This window comes from Candidatus Methylospira mobilis (assembly GCF_009498235.1).
Classification (GTDB): Bacteria; Pseudomonadota; Gammaproteobacteria; order Methylococcales; family Methylococcaceae; genus Methylospira; species Methylospira mobilis.
Map to the genome: position 1 here is coordinate 819,028 of NZ_CP044205.1, position 25,037 is coordinate 844,064.

Here is a 25,037-nt window from a genome sequence, read left to right on the forward strand (position 1 = left end):
CATAATCAATTAAAATTGATTGGACAAAATGAGCCCTTTTGTCTCATGTCAAAATGGACGCTTCAGGCGCGGCGCGGGGTGCAGCGCCTCTTTCACTCTCCAACATGAGACAAAATGAACGACGAGCGAAAACACCTGACCGGGCGCGAGATCGAAAAGCTGTTGGTGGTCAAGGGTGTGCGCAACGGGGTGCGCGCTGCTTATTGGTGATGCTGTTCCTGCATGCTGAAGCCGAGCCCGGCGAAAACACAGAGAACCTTACGAAGTCACCAGATTGACATCCTGAATATTGTCTACCGTGCCGTTTTCGTTCAGCGCGATACCGCTGGCGGAAACGCTGCCCAGGGTCTGCCCGGAAGCGCCTTTGATATCGAACGGTGTGGCAGCCGACTGCAATGAAATCGCGCCTATGCCAAGCGTAGCCAGACTCTGCAGCGTGCCGCCGCCGTTGCCGTCCGGCGTCCAGACTTTCAACTGATTGTAAGCCGGGTCGCTGGCGTCAATCCAGCCTTTGTGGCTGACATCGTACTGCGCCAGTTCGGCGAAACCGTTGCCGGTGGCGGGTCCGAACAACTGGCTGCCGCTGGTGATCTTGCCGTCGTTGTTTTTATCGAGCACCAGAAACCCGGAACCTGCCTGAGGAACGCTGATCTGTTCCGTACCGCCGTTGCCTTTCAGATCGAAGGCCATTTTCCGATCGCTCAACTGTACGCCGTTACCGTTGTAATTGATCATCAGCGGGTCGGTCGTATTCAGACTCAAGGTGCTGATCTGCACCTGGGATGTACTCGAAACCGAAGTCTGACTCCGCATCGCCAGACTCTGGCTGATCTTGATATCCTTACCGTCGGCAGTTTTGATTTCGCCGCTGGTTTGCAGTGTGGTCTGTTGCGTTTCGGTGGTGGTTTGAGTTTGACTGTAGGTAATCTGCTGCTTCGAGACCAACATGCGGTGACCGTGCTGCAACTGACCGGGGTCGAACAGGTTGATTTTCTTTCCGGTCATTTCTTCGAGCAACTGCTTGATCGCCAGCAGGCGCGGATTGCCCGCCAGGCCGCTGTCGTTATCGTCGGCGGCACCGGCGTTCGCAGTGGCGGCGGCAGCCGAGGTTTGTGTCAGCGCCTGTTGACGTCCGGCTGCGGAAATTTCCACCACCACCCCGCTGTTTTGCGCGGAAAGCGCTGCGCCTGAAACCGCGACGGCGACGCCTGATCCTCCCGATGCCTGTGCGGACTCGCTCACGCTGGTTTGCACCGAATGCTCGTAACTGGCCTGCATGGATAAAGAAGCGCTGGTGATAATCATAGCCGCCACCCTCGAATTATTTCTTTCAGGTAGCGGCCATTACCCTGGAAACTTTAATCGCAATGATGGCGTGCGCCGCATTAATACACTTCCGGAACAAAGTTCTGCTTCGATATTTTCGGTCGCTTGTAGCCGGTGTCGGATTGGCGCGGCGGCAGCTCTATTTCGACCGGGGTCAGATCGGTATAGGGAATCTGTTGCAGCAGATGGGAGATGCAATTCAGGCGCGCCTTCTTTTTGTCGTCGGCGTTCACCACGTACCAGGGCGAGAATTTGGTATCGGTTTTGGCGAACATATCGTCTTTCGCCTTCGAATACTCGACCCAGTAGCGTCTCGACTCGATATCCATGGAGCTCAGTTTCCAGCGTTTGATCGGGCTGCGCATGCGTTCCTGAAAGCGTTTTTCCTGCACATCGTCGCTGACCGAGAACCAGTATTTGATCAGGTAAATACCTGAGCGTATCAGCATTTCTTCGAAAATCGGCGCGGAGCGCAGGAATTCGTCGTATTCCTCGTCCGTGCAGAAGCCCATGACATGCTCCACTCCGGCGCGGTTATACCAGCTGCGATCGAACAGCACGATCTCGCCGCGTGCCGGCAGTTGCGCGACATAGCGCTGGAAATACCATTGTCCGCGCTCTTTTTCGGTCGGCGTGGACAAAGCGGCAATGCGGCAGATACGGGGGTTCAGGCTTTCGGTGATGCGCTTGATCACGCCGCCTTTGCCGGCCGCGTCGCGCCCTTCGAAGATGACCACTACTTTGAGACCCTGCAGGCGCACCGACTCCTGAAGCTTGATCAGCTCGAACTGGAGATGGGCGATTTCTTCGACGTATTTATAATCTTTGGGCGGTTTGCGTAGTTTGGCGCGTTCCGCCGAATGCCAATATTGTTCGACTGCGGTTGTTTCCTTTGCATCAGTGATAACTTCACCGGGCTTCTCTGTCGATGCAGGCAACTCATTGTTCTTGTTTTTCATATGTGCTCACTATTATTTCAGGAAAACCCATCGGATTTCGGGGGGCATCATGAGCTTTCATCAGTACGGACTAATGTCCGCGTAAAGTACGCCGATTTGGCGCAGGCAGGCGTGTTCCGCTAATGCCGGGTGCAGGCGCGGCGCATCCTTATTTAACGGCTATGATGCCGCAAAAGTTATACCAGCGAAAAAATTCTTCGATATGATTGAACCCGGCCTGCGCCAGCAGTTCGCGATTTTCTTCCGGGCGGTAGGGAATCAGCACGTTTTCCAGCGCTTCGCGCTTGTGGGCGATTTCCACTTCCGAATAGCCCCGGCGTTTTTTCATGTTGTAGTAGTAACGGATAAACAGCCGGTTGAACAGACTGTCGCTGAGCGTCAGTTTTTCGATCAGTATCAAACAGCCCTGGTCGTTCATGCCTTCTACAATGGCGCGCATCAGCCGTTGGCGGTACAGCGGACGTATGAATTGCAGTGTGAGGTTCATGATGACGACCGAGGCGGATTCGATCGGGACATTTTGGTGCAGGTCGGCATTGATCCATTCGATTGTCCGCGCCGAGTCAAGCGCGGAAAAATTTCGACGCGCCTTGTCCAGCATATCGTCGGAGTTGTCTATGCCGATAAAGCGTACGCTATTGTCTATTTCCTGATCCAGCAGCGTCAACGTGGCGCCGGTCGCACAGCCCAGGTCGAACAGGCGGGTGCCGGGCTGGGCGAAATCCGCGGCGATTTCTCCGATCATGCGCTGGATCTCCGGATACAGCGGCACCGAGCGATTGATCATGTCGTCGAATACGCGTGCGGTTTCGACATCGAAACGGAAGTCGCCGAGCGCGGGGGTTGCGAACAGGCTGTCGCGCTCATGCTGTTCATGACGGAGCCTGTCGTCGTTCCGCTCCGGCATTAGCTGAACTCGGCGAGGCGAGGGCTGGTGTTTAGCGGAGAGGCATGATCCTGCAACGCCAGATCATAAACGTTTAGATAAGCGACGGCATTATTGTGCCAGGAGAAATCCCTGGTCATTCCGGTTTTTTGCAGGGATAGCCATAGCTCGGGCTGTGCGTAAAGCTCAATCGCATACTTTACCGCGCGCAGAAAATCGTTGGCATTGGCTTCTTCGAATATGAAACCGGTGGCTTGTTTGGTGCGCAACGTTTCCGGGGTGGTATCGGTCACCGTATCGGCAAGACCTCCGACATTCCGGACTATGGGGGGGGTGCCGTAGTGCTGGCTGTACATCTGGTTGAGCCCGCACGGTTCGAAGCGCGACGGCATCAGAAAAATATCGGCCCCGGCTTCAATCAGGTGCGACAGGTCTTCGTCATAGTCGAGCTGTACCGCGATCTGCTCCGGATTTAGCCTGCTCCAGCCTTCGAGCGCCATTCCGAAGGATTTGTCGCCGCTGCCCAGCACCACCAGCTGAATCGGCAGCTTCATCAGTTCGGGTAGCGCATTGATGAGCACGTCTATGCCTTTCTGTAAAACCAGGCGGCCTACCAGCGCCAATAGCGCCCGCCCGGGTTCCTCAGCGAGGTTGAGACGCTGTTGCAGTATCTGTTTGTTGAGCGCTTTCCCGCTCAGATCATCGGCGCTGTAGTGATGAGGAATCCGGCTGTCGGTTGCCGGGTCCCAATCGTGTTCGTCTATGCCGTTCAAAATACCATTGAGACGGCCCGCTCGGGCAGTCAGCACTCCGCTCAATCCGCAGCCATGTTCGTTTCCCTGTATTTCCTGGGCATAGCGCGGGCTGACCGTGGTGATGCGGTCGGCATAAACCAGTCCGCCTTTGATGAAAGACAGCTGACCATGAAATTCGAGCGCGTGCATGGACCAGAGACGTGCCGGAAGGTTCAGCCGCTGGAACGCTTCGGGAGGAAACAGTCCCTGATAAGCCAGGTTGTGGACGGTGAAAACCGTAGCGGGCCGTAGCGGCTCTTCTTCGAGCAGTGCCGGGACCAGGCCGGTTTGCCAATCGTTGCAATGAATGATGTCCGGTCTCCATTTGAATCCGAGGCGGTTCATTCCCAGTTCGACGGCAATACGGCAGAAAAACCCGAAGCGGTCGGCGTTATCGAACCACGGCATTCCTTCCGGGTTCATATAGGGGTTGCCGTGGCGGTCGAAGTATTGCCCGTGCGTGACCAGCCAGACCGTTATCTGCGTCCCCGGATATTCGGTCTCGACTATTTCCACCGATGCGCCGATGCGGATACTGCGATGCCTTGCCGAGGCGCGGATCTGGTCGACGATATCCTTATAACCCGGCATCAGGATATGTACGTCGTGTCCCAGCCCCTGCAATGCGGCAGGAAGACTGCCGGACACATCCGCGAGGCCGCCTGTTTTGATGTAGGGATAAACCTCGCTGCTTACGAAAAGTATACGCTTCATTGACTATACGGATAGTTTTAAACCAAAGAGCCGCCCCATATCATATTTTAAGAGTGATCCGGCGTATCCAAAACCAGAATTATGCCACCAAGTGGCGGTAAATTCATGTTTAGCGAATAGGGCCGCCCCATCCAGGCATGGTTTTCGGTAGTCAAATAGGCGTTTCCGACATCGCTGCCGCCATAATAGCGCGAATCGGAGTTGAATATTTCCACATAAGTGCCTGCGTGAGGCACTCCTATACGATAGTTGCGGCGCGGTATCGGCGTAAAATTCAGTACGACCAACGCGTGTTCGTTTTTATAGCGGCGGATATAGCTGAGTACCGACTGGCTGCTGTCGTGGCAGTCTATCCACTCGAAACCGCGCGCATCGAAATCCCAGCCGTGCAATGCCGGCAGTTCGCCGTAAAGTCCGTTCAGGTCGGAAACCAGCTGCTTGACGCCCTGATGCAGCGGATAGTTGAGCAGGTGCCAGTCCAGCATTTTGGCGTGATTCCATTCATCGCTCTGGGCAAATTCGTTGCCCATGAACAGCAGTTTCTTGCCTGGGTAGGTAAACATCATCGCGTAGAGCAAGCGCAGATTCGCGAACTGGCGCCATTCATCGCCGGGGGATTTGCGCAGCATCGAGCCTTTGCCATGCACCACTTCGTCATGCGAGAACGGCAGTATGAAATTTTCGGTGAATGCGTACAGCACACCGAAGGTCAACTGGTCATGATGATAATGACGATGTATGGGATCCTTGGACAGATATGAAAGAATATCGTGCATCCAGCCCATATTCCATTTAATGGAAAATCCGAGGCCTCCGGTCCAGGACGGACGGGTGACCTGCGGCCAGGCGGTCGATTCTTCGGCTATCATCAACGTGCCGGGGTGCAGCTGATGCGTCATGGTGTTCATTTCGCGCATGAACGCGATGGCTTCCAGATTTTCGTTGCCGCCGAACTTGTTGGGTATCCAGTCGCCTTCGTCGCGCGAGTAGTCGAGATAAAGCATGGATGCGACGGCATCGACCCTTAAGCCGTCGATATGGAATTCTTCCATCCAGTACAGGGCATTGCTGATTAAAAAATTCCGGACTTCGTTACGCCCGTAATTGAAAATGAGCGTTCCCCAGTCGCGGTGTTCGCCGCGGCGGGGATCGGCGTGTTCGTAGAGCGCGCTGCCGTCGAAGCGCGCCAGACCGTGCGCATCCTTCGGGAAGTGGGCCGGCACCCAGTCCAGGATGACGCCTATATCCTGGGAGTGGCAGTAGTCGACAAAATAGCGGAAATCGTCCGCGCTGCCGTAACGCCTGGTGGCGGCGAAATAACCGGTGATTTGGTAGCCCCAGGACGCATCCAGCGGATGTTCGGCTATCGGCAGCAGCTCTATATGGGTAAACCCCATTTCCTTGGCATGGTAAACGAGCTGCTGGGCCAGTTCCCGGTAGTTGAGAAACGCGCCGCTTTTGGACTGACGCCAGGAGCCCAGGTGGACTTCGTAGATGGAAACCGGTTTGCTCTGCCAATCGAAATCGATGCGCGTCGACATCCAGTCCGCGTCGGTCCACTGGAAGCCGCTGTCGGAGGCGGTAATGCTGGCGGTTTGCGGGCGGCACTCGAAGGCGGTGGCGTAGGGGTCGGATTTGATATGCAGCGCGCCGCTGTCGCGATTGCGAATTTCAAACTTATACAGCGAATCGGGCTCGATGCCGGGAATAAACAACTCCCATACGCCGCTGCCGCCATGAGCGCGCATCGGATGGCTGCGTCCGTCCCAGTGATTGAAGTCGCCGACGACGCTGACGCGTTCCGCGCTGGGCGCCCAAACGGCAAAAAGAAAGCCGTCCACATCATCGATCCGGCGCGGATGTGCGCCCAGCACACGGTAGATGTGCCAGTGTCTGCCTTCGGAAAACAGATGTATATCGAAACCTGCAAGTTGCGGAGCGAAAGTATATGCATCAATCCGCGCGTGTTCCTGACCGTCCTGGCCGCGCCAGTGTATCGTATAATGCAGGGGCAGTTTTTCCGCTGTTTTGGCGTCGAGCTCGCAGATAAATAGCGCAGTTTCGCCTACCCGTTTCATTTCCAGGTTGTGTTCGACGCGCGCGGAGCCGGCATGCGGCAGCAGCGCCCTGATGACGTATTGGCCTGATTTGTCAGGGTGTTTCCCCAGCACGGAGAAAGGGTCATGATGACGCGCTTCGATGACGCGCTGCAGCTCGTCGTCCAGTGTGGACGGACGTGCGGCCAGAAGCTCCGGTGTCGAATTTGTCAGGTTCACTTAGTTTTCCTATGGTAGTAGAATGGACATGGTAGAAACTGAGTCCGGATCATATTAACATGTGAGTCCGGCTTGTGTGTCCCTAAACAGTAAGGAGAGTGTATGTCTGAATCTGTGTATGCGTCCCGTTTCGTTAGCAGACTGACCAGGCAGACCCTGGCTTTGATACTGGCGGGGGGGCGCGGCACCCGGTTGCAAAAACTGACCGAATGGCGAGCCAAACCGGCGGTCCCATTCGGCGGCAAGTTCAGAATCATCGACTTTCCTCTCTCCAATTGCGTCAATTCAGGGATACGCCAGATTGGCGTTCTAACCCAATACAAGTCGGATTCGTTGATACGGCATATCCAGCAGGGATGGGGGTTTCTGCGCGCGGAACTGGGAGAATACGTAGATATATTGCCTGCACAGCAACGTGTAAGAGAAAGCTGGTATTCCGGGACCGCCGATGCGGTTTACCAGAATCTGGATATCTTCAGGCAGCGCGATCCTGAATATGTGCTTATTCTGGCGGGCGATCACGTTTACAAAATGGATTACGGTTTGATGCTGGCGTATCACGCCGAGATGCAGGCCGATCTTACCATCGGATGCATGGAGGTGCCCGTGGCGGAGGCGAGCGCTTTCGGCGTGATGCAGGTCGATGCCGACAAAAGAGTGAAGGAGTTTATCGAAAAGCCGGCAAATCCACCCGCGATGCCGGGCCGTCCGGATCACGCGCTGGCGTCCATGGGCATATATATTTTCAATACCTCGTTTCTTTTCGAGCAGTTGATCAAGGATGCCGATACTTCAACGTCCACCAATGATTTCGGACACGATATTATCCCGGAAGTCATAAAAAAATACCGCGCCTTCGCCTATCCGTTCCGCGACGTGCAAAGCGGAGTCCAGGCTTATTGGCGCGATGTCGGAACCGTCGATGCTTATTGGTCGGCGAACATGGAGTTGATCGGCATCAACCCCGAATTGAATTTGTACGACAAGGACTGGCCGATATGGACTTATCAGGCGCAAACTCCGCCAGCGAAGTTTATTTTCGACGACGATGACCGCCGCGGCCGCGCGGTCGACTCGATGATTTCCGGCGGATGCCTGATTTCAGGAGCCGAAGTAAGGCATTCGCTATTATTCTCCAATGTCCGCGTGAATTCGTATGCCCTGGTTCAGGACTCGGTAATACTGCCCGAGGTGAATATCGGCCGCCATTGTCGTATCAGCAAGGCGGTGATAGACAAGGGCTGCACGATCCCTGCGAATACGATAATCGGAGAAAATATCGAAGATGATAAAAAACGCTTTTATGTCAGCCCGGGCGGCGTCGTGCTGGTTACGCCCGATCAGTTGGGACAACGTATACATTACTCGCGTTAACCCTAACATAAGGTGACACAATGACAAAATTGTCAGGTTTGCTGGCGCGACGCCGGGCAGGGGTGCTTTTGCACATTACTTCTCTGCCCGGAACGCAGGCGTGCGGCGATTTGGGAGCCGACGCGCGCGCCTTTGTAGACTTTCTGGCGAAATGCGGCGCTTCGGTCTGGCAAACGCTGCCGGTAACGCCCACTCATCTTGACGGATCTCCCTATCAGAGCATGTCCGCGCATGCGGGCGAAACGCGCCTTATCAGTTTGCAGGAATTGGCGGCTGCCGGATGGTTGCCTGAATCGGCGCTACTAAATAAAAAAGGGTCGTTAAGTGAATGGCATAAGTCAAGCCTGCAGCAGGCGTACAAGGGTTTTCTTAAACGTGGCGATACAGCGGAGTACGAGAGCTTTATACTCGCCAATGCCTATTGGCTGCCGGATTATGCGCTGTATGTCGCATTGCGCGAGGCGCATGGCGAACAGGCATGGATACATTGGCCGCAGCCGCTGCGTGACCGCGATGAATCGGCCCTGGCCGCCGCGCGCGCGCGCTACGCGCGGGCAATCGATCGCGTCTGTTTCGAACAGTTTGTTTTCTTCCTTCAGTGGGAGCGGTTACGCAAATATGCCAACGGGAAGGGAGTGGCCCTGCTTGGCGATATGCCGATATTCGTCGCGCTCGACAGCGCCGATGTATGGGTAGAGCGCCATTATTTCGATCTCGATGCGGAAGGGCATCCGAACCATATAGCCGGCGTACCCCCCGATTATTTCTCGATAACCGGCCAACGCTGGGGTAATCCGCTGTACCGTTGGGAGTGCATGGAAGCGGATAATTTTCGCTGGTGGCTGGATCGCATGAAAACGCTGCAGCGTTTGTTCGACGGTATCCGTATCGATCATTTTCGCGGCTTCGAAGCTTACTGGGAAATACCGTCCGATCAGCCGACAGCGGTTGTCGGGCGTTGGGTCAAAGCGCCAGGGCATGCGTTGTTGGAACGTTTTTTTGATGTTTTCCCTGAAAACCAGCTATCGCTGATTGCCGAGAACCTCGGATTTATTACACCCGAGGTGGAAGCGTTGCGAACCGAATTTAATTTGCCGGGCATGGCGATTTTGCAGTTCGGTTTTGACGGCAGTCCGGATAATCCTGCGTACCCCGAAAACCATGTTGAAAATTGCGTTGTTTATAGCGGCACGCACGATAACGACACAACCTTGTCCTGGTTTACGATGTTGAGTGAAGAGCAGCAATGCCGCGTGCTTGACGCCTGCGGTTATCCCGATTTAGCGATGCCGCGTGCTTTAATGGCCTGTGCGATGGCTTCGCGCGCGCAGCTGGCGATAGTGCCGATGCAGGATATATTGGAGCTGGGCGTGGGGTATCGCATGAATACGCCGGGAACCTCTACGCCTGAGAACTGGAGTTGGCGTTTTCAGTGGCGTCAGTTACGGGATGAGCAGGCTGAATGGCTGCAACAGGCGATTGCTTCCGGCGTTCGCGCCGGTTAGCGCTTTACCGTCTTGCCAGGCGCAACGCTTCTTCCCTGATTTTTTTTCTTTGGAACAGTAATTTCCACTCGCTTCCGCCGCATTGCCTCCACAGTACGGCGGATCTGATTCCGGCCAGCAGCACGGCGCGTATCCGTGATGCATTGGCGGTCAGAAAAGCGGGTTCGCCGCGAACCATAATTTTCGGACTGAGCCGGCTGATGGTTTCCTGATACAGGGTTGCCAATTTTTCAATGACGCTTTCGTGCAGGACGCCGTAATGCGCCGTCAACGCCGTTGCCTGGTCTATGCCCGTTCTGACTTGGCTGCTCATCGCCGGGTTGTCCATCAGTTTTCCGGACAGAACATGGAGCGTGGCGACGTAACGCGCCAGTTCAGGGCTGACTGAAGGCGCCCTGTCGAGTTGGCTGGTCAGCAGCCGGAAAGCGCCGGCAAGGTTGCCGCTGCCGCCGTAAACCTCCTCGACCGTGTCCGCATTGATTTTCAACACACTGGCTAGCGTGGTTTCCAGCTCCGATTCGTCCGCGGTGCCATGTTGAGCCAGTTTGTGCGCAAGGCTCGCCGCTTGCAGCAATCCTGCAAGCGAAATGGTTTGATCGGATAAGCTTTTACTCATAATTTTTTCCGGATGCAGGATAATTTGTAACCATTCGCGACCGTGAGCATGACGCATTGAAAAGGAATAGGGTGAGGCCGGCGAGACCGTCCGTGGCAGGGAGGAAGGCTTCGACTCTCCAATGAGACGTGGCGTCTCGACAGCCTTAACCTCGAGCCGGACCCGGTAGCCGAATGGTTACGAAAAATTATTGATAACTATGGCAGCGCTGTCTTTCCTGTCAGTTTATCCCGCTACCCTTTATGCCGCTACATTTAATTTAAGGACTTGAACCGCCATGGTTTTGTTAGTGAGGGTGTATTACAAATGAACAGCTGGTTTTTTCTGATATTAGCCATAGTTCTGGAGGTTGCGGGTACGACTTCAATGAAGTTTTCCGATGGATTTACCCGCGTGCTGCCTTCGGTACTTATTTTCGTATTCTATGCCGCCTCTTTTTCAGCGCTGGTCTGGGCTTTGAAGGAACTGGAACTGGGATTGTCTTACGCTGTTTGGGCCGGTTCGGGAACTGCAATCATAGCAGTTATCGGTATCGTTTATTTTCACGAAGCAATCAGCATGCTGAAATTGATCAGTCTGGGGTTTATTATTTTTGGCGTGATCGGTTTACATTTGAGCGGCGGACATTGAGTGGTGCGTTATGTCCTGCCTCAACCGGCCCGACCCACTCGTTCGGCGCCTTCCAGTTTTTTATCCAATCGGGAAGTTTTGCCGCAGGCAGCGCTTCGGAAATGCCGTTGCCTTGCGCCTGATCGCAGCCCAACTGCAATAATTGAGCGCCGAGCGCCAGCGTTTCCACGCCTTCCGCAACAGTTTGCCTGCGGAAGGCGTGCGCCAGTCCGATCACGCTTTTGACTATGGCCAGACTTTCTTCTTCCTTGAGCATATCGCACACGAATGACCGGTCAATCTTGATTATCTGCGCGGGGAGGTGTTTCAGATAGGTCAGAGACGAGTAACCGGTGCCAAAGTCGTCCAGAGCGAAACTGACGCCCAGTTTCACGCATTCCCGCATGGTGCGGGAAATAAAATCGATATCTTCCAGCGGCAAGGCCGTCGTTCCGAGGATTTCCAGCTGATAACGTTCCGGTTTTACTGTGGGATAACGCTGAAGCAGGGATGAGAAAAAACCGATGAAATCCTCGCTCTGTAACGTATGGACGCTCAAGTTGACGCTGACTGCTATGTTCAGACCCTGTCCGGCCCAGTCGATCAGTTGCTGCATGGCTTTTTCCATGACCCATCTGTCTACCGTTTGCGCCAGGGTCTGGTTTTGCAGCAACGGCAGAAAGTCAGAGGGCAATACCAGGCCGCAATCCGGATGCTGCCAGCGCAGCAGCGCCTCGACGCTGGCAAACTCGGATGTTTGCAGGCTGATTATCGGCTGGTAATAAAGCACCAGTTCACCGTTTTCCAACGCATACTGGATGCGGTTGAGCACCTCGCCATGAGTGCGCCTGTTCAATTCCAGTTCGGAATCGTAAATTTGAAAACGATTCTTGCCGCTTTGTTTGGCCTGATACATGGCCTGATCGGCATGACGCAACAAGGTATCGGCGTCGGCATCGTCCTCCGGAAATAAAGTAGCGCCTATGCTTGCAGATACCTCCACGGTGTTTTCATTCAGAGAGAAGGGGCGGGCTATGCAGTCCAGCATGCGCTGCAGGGTTGACGCGCACTGGTCGATGTTCTCCAGGCCCAGCAGCAGGAACGCGAATTCATCGCCGCCGAGCCGGGCCACGGTGTCGACTTCGCGTATCGCTTTGCTGATGCGCTGCGAGACTTCAATCAGCAAACGGTCGCCCATTTCATGGCCGTACTGATCATTTATGGGTTTAAATGCATCAAGGTCCAGGTAGCCGACGGCCAACAGGCAGTTTTGCCTGCGCGTCTGGGCAACGGCCTGATGCATGCGGTCGGCCAGCAGCAAGCGATTGGGGATCTGCGTCAGCGGATCATAGTAGGCTAACTGCTCCAGTTTGTCGGTTTGCTGCTTCAGAGGACTGACATCGGAAAAAATAGCGACATAACGGGTTGTTTTTCCTGCCTTATGGTCCACAGCGGAAATGCTCAGCCATGCCTGAAAAATGCTGCCGTCCTTTTTGCAGTCCACTATTTCCCCGCTCCAGGCCCCCTGTTCGAGCAATGTTTTCCAGAGATGCTCGTAGAACTCGTCGTTATATCTGCCGGATTGCAGCAAGCGAGGGGTTTTACCCAGGACTTCTTCTCTTGAGTAACCGGTTAAACGGGTGAATGCCGGGGATGCGTCGAGGATTATTCCCTTGCCGTCGGTGACCAGTATGCCTTCCTTGATATGGGCAAAAACGCTGTTTACCAGTTGCGGTTCGCGTTGGTCATGCCCTGATTCGGCTACGTTTTCGATTATTCCGCGTATGTATACCGGCGCCCCGTTGCCATCCCGTTCCAGTTGCGCGGCAACGCGCATCAACCGGAAGGTATCGTCCACGACATGCACTCTGCATTTCGCTTCGAACCTGGAGCCGGATTTGATATGGGCCCGGCTGATGTTTTCCAGATATTGGCGGTCTTCGGGGTGAATCAGGGCCAGGAAATCCTCCCATTTCGCGTGATGCTTGGCCGGGAAGGCTTTATTATTGGGAAGCTTGACCAGGTTTGATGCGCTGTTCGACCAGACCAGCGTGCCGTCGATCAGGTTTCTTTCCCATAATCCGATGCCTGCCCTATTGTTTTGCATCATGCCGAAATTCTCTCCAGAGAGAACTTGACGCAAAACAGCCAGCCTTATCAGTGGGTTGAGAAGTTAACAGAGCAAGCGTGTTGTCCAAAGCGAATGGCTTTATCTGAAAAGAGGAATTGAATTATCTTTTTGCCCATACAGCATAGGGCCGATGCGGAATCTGGCGCGCCCGACAGGATTCGAACCTGTGACCCTTGGTTTCGGAAACCAATACTCTATCCTACTGAGCTACGGGCGCATGAGGCTAATTCTAACGGTTTTCTACTCACTTAACAAATTGCGTAAATTGGCGAGCGACGCTTGTCCGCGTTCTTTTTTTTCTTCGGGGGACAGGGCGGTGCGATCCGTCCACTCCAAGTCGTCCGCCGGCAGCTCATCCAGAAAGCGGCTGGGTTCGCATCGCACCGTTTCGCCATAGCGCGAGCGGTGCGAGCAATAGCTGAACGTCAGATCTTTCATCGCGCGCGTAATGCCGACGTAGGCGAGGCGACGCTCCTCTTCGATGCTGTTTTCTTCGATGCTGCTGCGATGCGGCAACAGCATTTCCTCCATGCCAACCAGATAGACATAAGGAAATTCCAGTCCCTTGGCCGCGTGCAGCGTCATCAGGCTGACGCGGTCCCCGACATTGTCTTCTTCCTGGCGGTCCAGAATGTCGAACAGCATGATTTTGGCCAGTGTTTCATCCAGGGTTTTTGGTTCCTGCCGTTCATCTTCGCTGATGCGCTTCAGCCAGGCTATTAGTTCTCTGATATTGCCCATGCGGCGGTCGGCTTGCTGATCGCTGCTGCTGTTGTCCCGGAGCCAGCTTTCGTAATTGATGTCTTCCAGCAGCTGTTCGAGCAGCGCGGGGTTGTTCTCGCGCCGCATTTCCGTTCCGGCTTTATCTATTTGCCGGGTAAAAAAACGCAGCCGCTGTATCGCGGCGTCCGGCAGCGCCTGTTCCAAACCCAGTTCGGAACAGGCGGCATGCAGGCTGACGCGGCGCTGTCCGGCATAAGCGCCCAGCTTTTCCAGCGTGGTCGGGCCAAGCTCGCGGCGCGGGGTGTTGGCGATACGCAAAAAGGCGATATCATCTTCCGGGTTGACGATCAAACGCAGGTAGGCGAGTACATCCTTGACTTCGACATGGGAAAAAAACGACGTGCCGCCGCTGATGAAATACGGAACATTATGTTCGCGCAACGCGCGTTCGAACAGGCGCGACTGATGGTTGCCGCGGTACAGCAGCGCGTATTCGTTAAAACGGCTATTGTTGCGGAATTTATGATGAACCATGTCGGAAACGACTTGCCGCGCCTCCATCTGGTCGTCTTTGGCCTTCAACACGCGCAGGGGATTGCCGTAACCGTGCGCGCTCCACAGTTTTTTCTCGTATATATGCGGATTATTGGCTATCAGCTGGTTGGCCACTTTCAGTATGCGGCCGCTGGAGCGGTAGTTCTGCTCCAGTTTCACCACCTGCAGGCGCGGGTAATCGGCCTGCAGTTGGTTGATGTTTTCAGGCCGTGCGCCGCGCCATGAATAAACGGATTGATCGTCGTCGCCGACCACGGTAAATCGTCCCAGCGTCCCGCTCAATTGTTTGAGCATCCGGTACTGGGTGATGTTGGTATCCTGATATTCATCGACCAGCAGATAATGAATGCGATTGCGCCAGGCGGTCAGGCTGTCGCTATCGTGTTGAAACAATGTGACCGGCTGCAGAATCAGATCGTCGAAATCCATCGCATTGTAAGCCTTGATCTGTCTGGCGTAATCCGCGTAAATCAGTGCCGCAGGATAAAGCTCGGTACGGACTTCGGCTATGCGCAACGCTTGTTCCGGCAGCAGGCCGAGATTTTTCCATTCGCTGATCAGCGAAGAATACAGGCCGGCGCTTTCCATATCGTAAAGCGCATTGCCATGCAGTATCAGTTCTTTCAGCAGGCTGATTTTATCCTGTTCGTCGAACAGCGAAATATTCGGCTTGTAGCGCAGGGCCTTATGCTCTCTGCGCACGATTTCGAGACCGAGCGCGTGAAAGGTCGAGATACGCAGGCCGCGGGTTTCCTTGCCGCTGATGATTTGGCTGACGCGGGTTTTCATTTCCCGCGCCGCCTTGTTGGTAAAGGTCACCGCGCAAATATGGCGCGCAGCGGTGCCTTGCCTGATCAAATAAGCGATTTTTTCGGTAATCAGACGCGTTTTACCGCTACCCGCCCCGGCGATGACCAATAACGGTGCGTCTATGGTTTTGATTGCCGACAGTTGTTGAGGGTTGAGGTTGGCTGGAAGAGACACAGGTTTGTTGCGATTGGTTTTGGATTATCCGCCACCCAGGCCGTTATCGGGAGTGATCGGATTTGCGCGTTCGAGTCGATGGAGAGGGGGTCGGCTCACGGAACCAAAGGAATGCTTTGGACGATTTTTGCCTCTGTTATCGCGCGAAGTTGATATTCTATCTGAAAGTACCTGAGTAGTTTATTGCCGGGCAGCACTTGTTCGAGCTGCTTGAAATATTGCGCTGTTATTTTATTGCGGTTTTGCTGCTGATCCAGCGTATCGTGGATGATCTGCGCCGCTTTTTCATTGGTCACGACCGCGTCGAAATCCTCCCCCAGTTTTCCCATGAACGAACTACGGCGTTCGCCGAGCTTCGCAATCTGTTCCTCATAGGCTTCATAGATAGGCCAGAAAATCTGCGCTTCGCTTTCGGTTAATGGCAGGTTGTTGCGTACGAGCGTTTTTCTGGCCGCAAGGTCTGCATGCACCGTAGCATTGCGAGCCTGCGCCTGACCGCCCTCTTCCGCGTCCGATAGTAAAGCGTGCAGTAAAAAGAGCAGAAACCAAAAAACGCGCGAGGCAGGCATACAGTAGACTCTCCAGGTCGATTTACGGGGTCCGTTTATTAATTTGCACGGTTATCCTGCCTGGTCTTTGGATTTCGCATAGCCGCGGATCGACATGACCAGGTCTGTCAGAATGAGCAGGGTGCATGACATACACAAAACGCAAAGCGTTTTGATGTAAACGGCCTCATTGTAAATGTACACAAGGTTCAGCATCAAGCCCATGGCCGAGATCAGGCTGATGGCGTAGAACAGGTTTCTGGTTTTTATTCTTTTCAGGGCTGTCCAGGCCAGCGCAATAAGGACCGGATAGACAAACAGCGCAATGGCGCAGACCGGTACCCCCAGAAATTGGGCGTAGGGACTGGTTACCACACTTGAACAGGAAAGGGATGAATTGATGTCGCAGAAATTTTTTTCTCCCATCCCCCATTTTTCCTGCAGAAAGATGTAGATGAGATATGCGGCATTCAGCATGCCCAGCGAGGAAACAACAATGATGGTTTTGGCTGATAATTTCATGGGAAAACCGCCTTGGATTTCTGGTGCAATGCTAAAGCGCGTCGCGCCGCCAGCTCACGCGTGTGGTGTACTCCTCCTTTTGGTATTCGTAGTGAACCTCGCCTTTGTAGGCGCTGTGCAAGGCTTCGCCGATATCATGCGCCAGATGAGGGTCGGTCAATGTGATCAATATACCGTTTCCATCTGTAATCGCTTCGATTTTTATCAAGCGCTTCAGCGGGTGCTCGGCTTTCTGCTGTTTTTCCACGTTATGAATCAGATGCTCGATTTCGTCACGGTGAACGTTGAAAAACGCCCCGCTGATGCTTACAAATCCTGCCGGCATATGGTCGGCTATACGATGACACGCCGGACATTGCGATTCATGCGCGTGGGAAGGGGTATCGCCCCACTGCCAATGGCCCTCATGGAAAAATGCCCTGCAAGTCGGACAAACAACGGGCTCGTCCGGTTTTATCGTGGACTTGTAAGTGTCGTGCCGCCATTCGCGTGGCAAACGGTCATGATGTTCGCGCGCGCAGTGGGAGATATCAAGGCTCTCGGATGGATAGGACATAACGCCTCCTTGTTGCCGGGATGGAAAATACGCAGACAGCTGAATTTGTGTGAACGGGTTGCGGCGTTTTCACGCGCATAAGCCATGATGAACCTGGTTTTGAAATAAAACGGCTTATTACCACACACGCGCTTATAATTAACACGCGCCCTTGCTTTCAGCAATACCCTGTGTGGGGCATTGCTGAAATAAAAAAATACACCATATGGGGTATTCCTGGTATTCATGATGGGTGAGAGAATCGAAGCCTCTGGGAGAGGGGCTACAAGGCTGCTTTCAGGCAAGTGATGCGATTGTCCGTAACGAAGTGGACAGCTGTCTTGTAGCGCTTTAACAGATCAATTTGCCAGGCTGCATCTATTCCCGCGGCGGTTTCAAATTCCAAGTGCAACGGTTGTTGATTCGCACATAGCCTCATCCTTTTGGCAATTATGCAGGAATTCGGCATAAACTTCCAAGGGGGTTCTAAACCCGAGAATTTTTCTCGGTCTCGTGTTCAGTCTGTATGCGATTTCATCCAGTTGCTCCTGCGAGTAGGTCGACAAATCGGTTCCTTTGGGTAAATACTGGCGCAGTAGTCCATTGGTGTTCTCGTTACTTCCGCGTTGCCAAGGGCTATGAGGGTCGGCAAAGTAGATGGTGATGCCCGCTCGCTCACTGAGCGTTTTATGGCAGCTCATTTCCTTACCTTGATCATAGGTCATGGTTTTGCGCATCGGCTCATGGACACGGTTCAATGCGTTACTGAAGCCTTCCAGTGCGGCTTCAGCCGTGCCGGACGTCATAGCCGCCAGCATCACAAGGCGGCTGCTACGCTCGACCAGCGTGCCTACCGAAGAACGATTGCCTGACCCCTTGATCAGATCACCTTCCCAATGCCCTGGAACCAGCCGGTCTTCAATCTCCGGTGGACGTACATGCAAGCTGTTCATATCAGGTATCTGACCACGCCGATCGGTTCCTCTGGCGCGAGGACGTCTGCCCGTGTGAGATTGCCGCAAACAGCTCAACAGTTCGCTGCGTAATTCACCGCGTGGGAAGGCATACAGTGCGGTGTATATCGTTTCATGTGACACCGTAAGGGCTCCCTGCTCTGCATACACGCGCTTGAGTGTGCCAGAAATCTGTTCAGGCGACCAACCTTCATGCAGAAAGTAATCGACTACGCCAAAAAGCAGGCTATCCGGTAATAATTTGCGCGGCTTTCGAGCCATATGGCGTAACTGCCTCGCTCGTATCCCCGCCGTACCTGCGCAATAGCTACCAGACTTGACTGGATTGCGTAACAATTCGCGACTGATCGTTGACGGAGATCGCTGTAATCTCAAAGCCATCGCCCTCAGGCTATGTCCATCTGACTTCATCAACATGATCGCGGCACGATCCTCTGCACTTAAGTGATTATATTTCTTTTCCATTGCAACACCTTATCATAGTGTTGCACTTGTATTTTGAGCCCGCCCGCTTATTTAATTCAGCGCAAGCGCATTATCCTTCTGGCATTTTATGTCATCCATAAAAAAGATGTGCGATGAATAGCTCACTTTCGCCGTTTTCCGGCGGAAACGGCTATCGGTTAAGTAAAAAAGTCCCGCTTTTTCTGTAATGCTCCTGATCTGTACGCTGTTTCTCAATAATGAAATAGATAATCAGGCTTAACCAGGCGCTCATCAGACACCATACGGAAATATAGACATCATGCAGCAGCATGAAAGTTATAGCGAATGCTATCATCACCGATAAGCCAAATAACTTGACCATCTTGCGTGTGTTAAAGATCAAGGACATGACTACGGCGAATGCATAAAGGTATTCAATCAAAACTCCCGCCCTGGACTCGGTTTCAATGCTATATGAAAGCGAATGACCGTTCAATAAAACATTCGCGCCGTTGGAGTTCCATAGCAGCGACCCTGAATACAGGGTGACAAAGAGTCCCGCCAGAGCCGGAATAAACAGGATCTTCCGCTTATTTTTGAATTTCTCGGCTTGCATTGAGGCTATGGGCACTGCGACGGGCCACAGCAGAGCGGCTATGGAAAGGTATGCATAGGGTAAAGCCCTTAGACTCTGTCCCCTAGAAAGATAATGCCAGATCAGTCCTTCCAGTAGCTGGTGCAAGCCAAAAAATACCGGAAACAGGCTGAAAAAAAAGGCGCTCCTGTCGTTTTTCCGGGCATGCCTTATGGTGATAATTCCAGCCCCTACCAAAACTGCGCCGGACGAAAAGCTCACTTGCTCAGACCAGCACATAAAGTCCTCTTGATTCGACAGGATCTGCCTGGATGCCCTTCACGCAAAGAGTGACTACGCAATAACTTCCGGATACCGGTAAAATTCCGCCCGGAGCGGGTTTGAACTTACCGGCATGGGGACGGGTAGGGTGGATTGTTGGGGTGTGTGTGGGTGATATATCCAATATAATCAATTGCATGATGAGTGTGGCTAGAGAGAGGCCGTTGACTGAGGGTATCGGTGTTTTCCTTGGGTAAATAGCGGCGGATTTGTCGGTGTAAGAAATGTCGCCGGGAATCTGTTCCAATTGAACCGTCCACTGTGGAGTTTGAATGTAAAATCCAGCTTCGGCGCGAGATTTCGGGTATTGGGCCGTTCTCCCCGCGCTTGCGTTGGCTGTTCTTCGTGGAGCGTTCCCAACCTTTGGGTACGGCGGTATTCCGTTCGCCGGCCAGCCCCGTGCGGTTTTGCGGCCTGACCGGCGTATGAGTCATGGATATGAAAAACCTTGCCGGGTTGGCAGGTTATTGGAACCCCTTGGATGAGGGTACGTAACTATTTTATCTCGATGCTTTTACGCTTGGTGCTTTCCGTTTTCGGAATAGTTACTTTTAGTATCCCGTCGTTGAATGACGCACCGGCATTCGCGTCGTCGACATTGTCGGGCAATAACTGCGTGCGAAGAAACTCGCCTCGCGAGATTTCATGCCGGTAATATTTGCCTTCGTCCTTTTTTTCTTCAAACAAACGCGGCCATTTCCGCGAGAAAGTCATCGAAAAAATTGTCAAATTCGTCAAATGAAAACAGACCGTCTTTTGATGAAACAGGCGTAACTTCCGTACTTTTTTTTGCTTCGATTTCGGTGGTCATAGGATCCTCCTGCAATGAAGTGCAATAACGTTTACATATCGTTAAGCCGGTTGTTCATGTTTCTCCAGAGATTGTTCAGGCTATGGATAACTCTTGCTCGGCTTCGAACCAGTCATCCAGCTCGTGGCCCGGTTCGAATCCCCTTTTTTCCGCCTTGTAATAGGCCAATTCGGAGATTTTAGCGTTTTGATCGGGAAGATATATGGTTTCTTCGCGGTCTTGCTTTGCAGTCTTCCTGGTCATGGTTTGTCCCTTTGAAGTCTCAGTGCGTTTTCGGACGGGTAGCGTAGTGTCTTGCTGAATGCGTTTTCGACGTCGTTCGGCGTCAAATATTTTACTTAAAACCGGTCATTATAATTATCTACCTGGGTCGGTTGAATAAGCAACAACTGTTTTTACGGAAACTGGAAAACTCCCAGACGCAGCCCGTTGGCTTCGGCTTACGCCGCCGGAAATGGAAAGTTCACCGGGCTGGCGCAGGCCCGACGCGCAAAAACATATCTTGAATCGGCTGGTCGCAGTATTCTGATTCTCATGCCGTTGAATAGGCCGTCATAAACCCGTACAGTTCGCGATTCCACCAACCGAAGGAGTAAAGCCATGTTGGAAGCAACGCAATATGAGCGTTTAGCCGCTCAAGTCTTCGTATTAAACGCTGCGGTATCTTCAATAGCTGCGGCTTCGAACAGTCCTTCCGCTATCCTGGCTTATTTTGAGCCGCTGAGCGAATTGATGATGTCTCAGCTTGTGTACACCCAAGCCTCAGACACCTTTCAGCGGTCGGTTCTAGACAAAATGGATGATTTTCGACAAATTCTGCTTTCGGGAAGGAATGTTCAAACCGATATTCCCAATTAATGAAGCGTGAAGGCCCCGTGGCTCAACAGCGATTTCAATTAAATCCAGCGCTCCAGGCAAGCGAGCTGAGGGTTTATGCTTCCCCTAAATTAACGGCACACGATCGAGCTTGCGATAGGCAATGGCTTCGCTGATATGCGGCGGCTCTATACTTTCGGATTGTGCCAGATCGGCGATGGTGCGCGAAACTTTCAAGATTCGATGGTACGCGCGATGCGACAGGCCCAGTTTCGATACCGCTTGTTCCAGCAGGCTCAGGCTGTTGTTATTGAGTTTGCAGTGCTGCTTGACTTGTTGTGGCGTCAAATCGGCACTGGCAACGCCTCGTAGCTCCATGGCGCGGTTACGCGCGTCAACGACGCGCCGGCGTATATGCAGACTGGTTTCCTCATCGGCTGGCGGATGGGCGCGCAGTGCTTCCGGCGCAATGCGGATTACTTCGATGTGCATGTCGATCCTGTCCAGTAAAGGGCCGGAGATGCGGGTGCGGTAGCGCTGTACCTGTTCCGATGTGCAGCGGCAACGCCCGGACGGATCGCCCAGATAGCCGCACGGGCAGGGATTCATTGCAGCCAGCAACTGAAAGCGCGCCGGAAAATCGGCTTGGCGAGCCGCGCGCGAAATGGTGATGCAACCGGATTCCAGCGGCTCGCGCAGTACTTCGAGCACCTTGCGGTCGAACTCCGGCAGTTCGTCAAGGAATAAAACGCCATTGTGAGCCAACGAAATTTCACCGGGGCGTGGGTTGCTGCCTCCGCCGACCATCGCCGTGGCCGAAGCAGTGTGATGCGGTGATCTGAACGGGGGAATACGCCAGTTGCCGATCACGAACGGCTGGCTGCTGATGGAGCAGATTGCGGCGCTTTCCAGCGCCTCGTCCTGCGTCTGTAACGGCAGTATGCCGGGCAATCTGGCCGCCAGCATGGATTTTCCGGTGCCGGGCGGGCCGTACATCAACAGGTTATGCCGGCCAGCTGCTGCAATTTCGAGCGCGCGTTTGGCTTGAAAGTGACCGCGCACATCGCAAATATCAAGCATGGTGTCGGCCGCCTGCCGCCCCGTGGTAAAATCGACGGGTGGCTGGTTCGAAAGCGGACTCAGTCCGTTGATATGCGCGCAGACTTCCAATAAGTGCCGTGCCGGTAATATCTCGCAGCCTTCGACCAGTGCGGCTTCTTCGGCATTTTCCAGCGGCAGTATCAGACGCCGGCCGGCGCGATAACTCTGAATCGCAACCGGCAGCGCGCCGCTAAACGGGCGTAACGCGCCGCTCAATGACAGTTCGCCCAGACATTCGAATTGTTCCAGCCTGTCGCTTTTGATCTGTCCTGATGCGGCCAGAATGCCCAGCGCAATGGCCAGGTCGAAGCGGCCTCCTTCCTTGGGGACATCGGCGGGGGCCATGTTGACGGTAATGCGCCGCGCCGGAAATTCGAGATGACTGTTCAGTATGGCGCCGCGAACGCGATCCTTGCTTTCCTTTACCGCTGTTTCCGGTAAACCGACGATGGATAAATTAGGCAGTCCGTTGGCGATATGAACTTCCACGGTAACAGCAGGCGCGTCTATACCGTTGCGTGAGCGGGCAAAGACGGTGGCTAGCGGCATGATGCGCCCCGCAAAAACCGGGTCAGCGGTCGGGTGAGTGCTGTTGCTCCAGTTCGGCAATACGCGCTTCGAGCGCCGCCAGTTTTGCTCTGGTCCGCGCCAGCACCGCGCGTTGCACGTCGAATTCTTCCCGGCTGACCAGATTCATCTTTTCAATGCCGCCCTGAAGTATTGCGCGAAAAGTGTTGTCCAGATCATGCCTGACCCCCGCGAGGCCGGCCGGTATTGCTGACAGCAGGCGGGAGTTGAGATCGTTGACTGTGTTTTCTGTATTCATGGGATAAGGATAACGAAGTCGGTCGAGCGAGTCCAGTTTGTCATGTAGCGGTTTTGTGTTGTTCAATTGTGGTGCGCGCAGGAATATATGCGCCTCTATAGTGCATTTTTTGAGCTTAAGTCAAGCGATTCCTGCGTAAAAATAATATAAAAATAGGTAGATTCCGAATGAATCATGATATGGCACAGCTTCTGCATCGGCACCAAACCATGGCAGTCATGTTTATACCTGAACGAATGAAGGTTCAGGTCGGGTAGCGTAGGGACGTCTGTCTGCTGTAAGAGTTGGACTATCATAATTGAGCGGGGGTTATTCAAATGAAGTTTGTTAGCGCAATACTGAAACCATTTAAGTTGGACGATGTACGCGAAGCCTTGTCCGAAGTTGGTGTTACCGGAATTACCGTGACTGAGGTAAAAGGTTTCGGCCGGCAGAAGGGACACACCGAACTGTACCGCGGCGCGGAGTACGTAGTCGATTTTCTACCCAAGGTAAAACTCGAAGTTGCGATTGATGACAATCAGTTGGAGGCTGTCATTGATGCAATAGAGAGAACTGCGAATACCGGAAAAATAGGCGATGGCAAAATCTTCGTTTTCGATATCGAGCAGGTTATACGTATACGCACCGGCGAGACCGGGGCTGCCGCACTATAAGGAGCATGTGATGAAATTAATCAATAATATTTTGCTGATGTTGTTGCTGGCCGGTTTGAGCGGTCTGGCAGTAGCGGAAGATGCGGCAGCTGTCGTTGCGCCGGTGGCCAATAAGGGCGACACCGCATGGGTGATCGTAGCCACCGTGCTGGTTATTCTGATGACGATCCCGGGACTCGCGCTTTTTTACGGCGGCATGGTGCGGTCAAAAAACATGTTGTCCGTACTGATGCAGGTTTTCGTGATTTTTGCGATGGTATCGGTGCTTTGGGTGGTTTATGGCTATAGTCTGGCCTTCACCGAGGGTGGCGCATTCATCGGTGGATTGGGCAAGGCCTTCCTGAAAGGTATTACGCCCGATTCCGCCGCGGCAACCTTCAGCAAGGGCGTGGTGATACCCGAGTATATTTATGTTGCTTTTCAGGCGACATTTGCCGCTATTACCCCAGCTTTGATCGTCGGAGCGTTTGCCGAGCGCGCCCGCTTTAGCGCGGTGCTGCTGTTTGTCGCGATCTGGTTTACCTTTGCCTATCTGCCGATTGCGCATATGGTTTGGTACTGGGCCGGTCCGGATGCCTATACCGATGCCGCCGCAGGCGAAAAAGCCCTGGCTACCGCCGGGTTCCTGTTCCAAAAAGGCGCATTGGATTTTGCCGGCGGCACCGTCGTGCATATCAATGCCGGTTTCGCCGGCCTGATCGGCGCCATATTGATCGGCAGACGCATCGGTTTCCGCAAAGAGCCGATGAAGCCGCATAGCGTGACGCTGACTCTGGTGGGCGCGTCGCTGCTGTGGGTGGGCTGGTTCGGATTCAACGTGGGCTCCAACCTTGAAGCCAACGGGGTTGCCGCGCTGGTTTTCGTCAATACGCTGGTAGCAACCGCTGCTGCGACTTTGAGCTGGGTCGCAGCAGAATGGCTGGTGCGTGACAAGCCCAGCATTCTGGGAGCGGCATCGGGCGCGGTAGCCGGTCTGGTCGCCATTACTCCGGCATGCGGCTTTGTCGGTCCGGTAGGTTCCATCGTGCTGGGGTTGCTGGCTGGCGTGGTTTGTTTCTGGGCGGTAACTTTCCTGAAAAACAAGCTGGGTTATGACGATACGCTGGATGTGTTCGGTGTGCATGCCGTCGGCGGTGTTCTGGGCGCGCTGGGAACCGGCATATTTGCTTCACCGGCATTGGGAGGCACCGGCGTCTACGATTACGTTGCCAACGCCGTGGGCAGTTACGATATGGTTACCCAGTTCACCAGTCAGGTTTGGGGCGTAGGCGTTACTATCGTCTGGACATCGGTTGTTTCATTGATCGCCTATAAACTGGTCGACGTGCTGATTGGCCTGAGAGTCAGCGAAGAAAGCGAGCGCGAAGGCCTCGATATTTCCGAGCATGGCGAAACGGCTTATCACCAGTAATCGTTTAAAGGTAAGACACACGCGGGAAACGGGCGCTTCGGCG

Annotated in this window: 24 protein-coding genes and 1 tRNA gene; 6 read left to right on the forward strand and 19 right to left on the reverse strand. The window is 53.8% G+C overall.

The window, feature by feature from the left end; all coding sequences use genetic code 11:
- Positions 1–258: 258 nt before the first annotated feature.
- From F6R98_RS03430 to glgB, 5 genes are all read right to left on the reverse strand, one after another.
- Entirely contained in the window at positions 259–1,305 is a 1,047-nt protein-coding gene (locus F6R98_RS03430) for a hypothetical protein (protein ID WP_153247777.1), read from the reverse strand.
- A gap of 80 nt (positions 1,306–1,385) precedes the next feature.
- On the reverse strand, positions 1,386–2,285 hold the full coding sequence (gene ppk2, locus F6R98_RS03435; protein WP_153247778.1) for a polyphosphate kinase 2: 900 nt from the start codon (positions 2,283–2,285) through the stop codon (positions 1,386–1,388).
- Between the two features lie 148 nt (positions 2,286–2,433).
- Positions 2,434–3,192, reverse strand: coding sequence for a carboxy-S-adenosyl-L-methionine synthase CmoA (gene cmoA / locus F6R98_RS03440; RefSeq protein ID WP_153247779.1), 759 nt, complete (start codon positions 3,190–3,192; stop codon positions 2,434–2,436).
- Entirely contained in the window at positions 3,192–4,679 is a 1,488-nt protein-coding gene (gene glgA / locus F6R98_RS03445) for a glycogen synthase GlgA (RefSeq protein WP_153247780.1), read from the reverse strand. The genes cmoA and glgA overlap by 1 nt, the downstream gene beginning before the upstream one ends.
- Before the next feature lie 47 nt (positions 4,680–4,726).
- Positions 4,727–6,955 carry a 1,4-alpha-glucan branching protein GlgB gene (gene glgB / locus F6R98_RS03450; protein WP_228125069.1) on the reverse strand — a complete coding sequence of 743 codons (2,229 nt, stop codon included), beginning with the start codon at positions 6,953–6,955 and terminating at the stop codon, positions 4,727–4,729.
- Positions 6,956–7,057: 102 nt separating this feature from the next.
- Between glgB and glgC the strand changes: the two genes are divergently transcribed.
- The gene (gene glgC / locus F6R98_RS03455; RefSeq protein ID WP_153247781.1) at positions 7,058–8,329 is read left to right on the forward strand and encodes a glucose-1-phosphate adenylyltransferase; all 1,272 of its coding nucleotides are present in this window, start codon (positions 7,058–7,060) and stop codon (positions 8,327–8,329) included.
- Positions 8,330–8,349: 20 nt separating this feature from the next.
- A complete protein-coding gene (malQ, locus tag F6R98_RS03460) occupies positions 8,350–9,834 on the forward strand; it encodes a 4-alpha-glucanotransferase (protein ID WP_153247782.1) in 1,485 nt (494 codons plus the stop codon).
- A gap of 4 nt (positions 9,835–9,838) precedes the next feature.
- Here malQ and hflD read toward each other — a convergent pair whose 3' ends face one another.
- Positions 9,839–10,450 (reverse strand): high frequency lysogenization protein HflD, encoded by a 612-nt coding sequence (gene hflD / locus F6R98_RS03465; RefSeq protein WP_194270115.1) that lies wholly within the window; start codon positions 10,448–10,450, stop codon positions 9,839–9,841.
- A gap of 306 nt (positions 10,451–10,756) precedes the next feature.
- Between hflD and F6R98_RS03470 the strand changes: the two genes are divergently transcribed.
- On the forward strand, positions 10,757–11,080 hold the full coding sequence (locus F6R98_RS03470) for a DMT family transporter (RefSeq protein WP_153247784.1): 324 nt from the start codon (positions 10,757–10,759) through the stop codon (positions 11,078–11,080).
- On the opposite strand, the gene F6R98_RS03475 is transcribed toward F6R98_RS03470, so the two are convergent.
- The 11 genes from F6R98_RS03475 to F6R98_RS03520 form a co-directional block, all read right to left on the reverse strand.
- The gene (locus F6R98_RS03475; RefSeq protein ID WP_153247785.1) at positions 11,037–13,169 is read right to left on the reverse strand and encodes a bifunctional diguanylate cyclase/phosphodiesterase; all 2,133 of its coding nucleotides are present in this window, start codon (positions 13,167–13,169) and stop codon (positions 11,037–11,039) included. The two genes, F6R98_RS03470 and F6R98_RS03475, sit on opposite strands and share 44 nt — an antisense overlap.
- 161 nt (positions 13,170–13,330) lie before the next feature.
- Positions 13,331–13,407 (reverse strand) — tRNA-Arg (locus F6R98_RS03480).
- Between the two features lie 23 nt (positions 13,408–13,430).
- Positions 13,431–15,452, reverse strand: a complete 2,022-nt coding sequence (locus F6R98_RS03485) for a UvrD-helicase domain-containing protein (RefSeq protein WP_153247786.1) — start codon at positions 15,450–15,452, stop codon at positions 13,431–13,433.
- A 95-nt stretch (positions 15,453–15,547) separates the two neighbouring features.
- Positions 15,548–16,021, reverse strand: a complete 474-nt coding sequence (locus F6R98_RS03490) for a hypothetical protein (RefSeq protein ID WP_153247787.1) — start codon at positions 16,019–16,021, stop codon at positions 15,548–15,550.
- Positions 16,022–16,072: 51 nt separating this feature from the next.
- Entirely contained in the window at positions 16,073–16,522 is a 450-nt protein-coding gene (locus tag F6R98_RS03495; RefSeq protein WP_153247788.1) for a vitamin K epoxide reductase family protein, read from the reverse strand.
- Positions 16,523–16,553: 31 nt separating this feature from the next.
- Entirely contained in the window at positions 16,554–17,078 is a 525-nt protein-coding gene (locus tag F6R98_RS03500; protein ID WP_153247789.1) for a BCAM0308 family protein, read from the reverse strand.
- A 374-nt stretch (positions 17,079–17,452) separates the two neighbouring features.
- The gene (locus tag F6R98_RS03505; protein WP_153247527.1) at positions 17,453–18,496 is read right to left on the reverse strand and encodes an IS30 family transposase; all 1,044 of its coding nucleotides are present in this window, start codon (positions 18,494–18,496) and stop codon (positions 17,453–17,455) included.
- 151 nt (positions 18,497–18,647) lie between these two features.
- Positions 18,648–19,331: a DUF6629 family protein gene (locus tag F6R98_RS03510; RefSeq protein WP_153247790.1), complete on the reverse strand. Its 684-nt coding sequence runs from the start codon at positions 19,329–19,331 to the stop codon at positions 18,648–18,650.
- Positions 19,332–19,868: 537 nt separating this feature from the next.
- A complete protein-coding gene (locus F6R98_RS21830) occupies positions 19,869–20,060 on the reverse strand; it encodes an Hsp20/alpha crystallin family protein (protein WP_228125070.1) in 192 nt (63 codons plus the stop codon).
- A complete protein-coding gene (locus F6R98_RS22400) occupies positions 20,053–20,184 on the reverse strand; it encodes a hypothetical protein (RefSeq protein ID WP_265588131.1) in 132 nt (43 codons plus the stop codon). Before F6R98_RS22400 ends, F6R98_RS21830 begins: the two co-directional genes overlap by 8 nt.
- 75 nt (positions 20,185–20,259) lie before the next feature.
- A complete protein-coding gene (locus F6R98_RS03520; RefSeq protein ID WP_153247791.1) occupies positions 20,260–20,427 on the reverse strand; it encodes a DUF2934 domain-containing protein in 168 nt (55 codons plus the stop codon).
- A 357-nt stretch (positions 20,428–20,784) separates the two neighbouring features.
- Here F6R98_RS03520 and F6R98_RS03525 point away from each other — a divergent pair, with 357 nt between their 5' ends.
- Positions 20,785–21,042: a hypothetical protein gene (locus F6R98_RS03525; protein ID WP_153247792.1), complete on the forward strand. Its 258-nt coding sequence runs from the start codon at positions 20,785–20,787 to the stop codon at positions 21,040–21,042.
- Positions 21,043–21,126: 84 nt separating this feature from the next.
- On the opposite strand, the gene F6R98_RS03530 is transcribed toward F6R98_RS03525, so the two are convergent.
- The gene (locus F6R98_RS03530) at positions 21,127–22,650 is read right to left on the reverse strand and encodes a YifB family Mg chelatase-like AAA ATPase (RefSeq protein WP_153247793.1); all 1,524 of its coding nucleotides are present in this window, start codon (positions 22,648–22,650) and stop codon (positions 21,127–21,129) included.
- A gap of 22 nt (positions 22,651–22,672) precedes the next feature.
- Positions 22,673–22,927: an accessory factor UbiK family protein gene (locus F6R98_RS03535; protein WP_153247794.1), complete on the reverse strand. Its 255-nt coding sequence runs from the start codon at positions 22,925–22,927 to the stop codon at positions 22,673–22,675.
- Between the two features lie 317 nt (positions 22,928–23,244).
- Between F6R98_RS03535 and glnK the strand changes: the two genes are divergently transcribed.
- Both glnK and F6R98_RS03545 read left to right on the forward strand, forming a co-directional pair.
- Positions 23,245–23,583, forward strand: a complete 339-nt coding sequence (gene glnK / locus F6R98_RS03540; protein ID WP_153247795.1) for a P-II family nitrogen regulator — start codon at positions 23,245–23,247, stop codon at positions 23,581–23,583.
- A 10-nt stretch (positions 23,584–23,593) separates the two neighbouring features.
- The gene (locus tag F6R98_RS03545) at positions 23,594–24,994 is read left to right on the forward strand and encodes an ammonium transporter (RefSeq protein WP_153247796.1); all 1,401 of its coding nucleotides are present in this window, start codon (positions 23,594–23,596) and stop codon (positions 24,992–24,994) included.
- Positions 24,995–25,037: the final 43 nt, after the last annotated feature.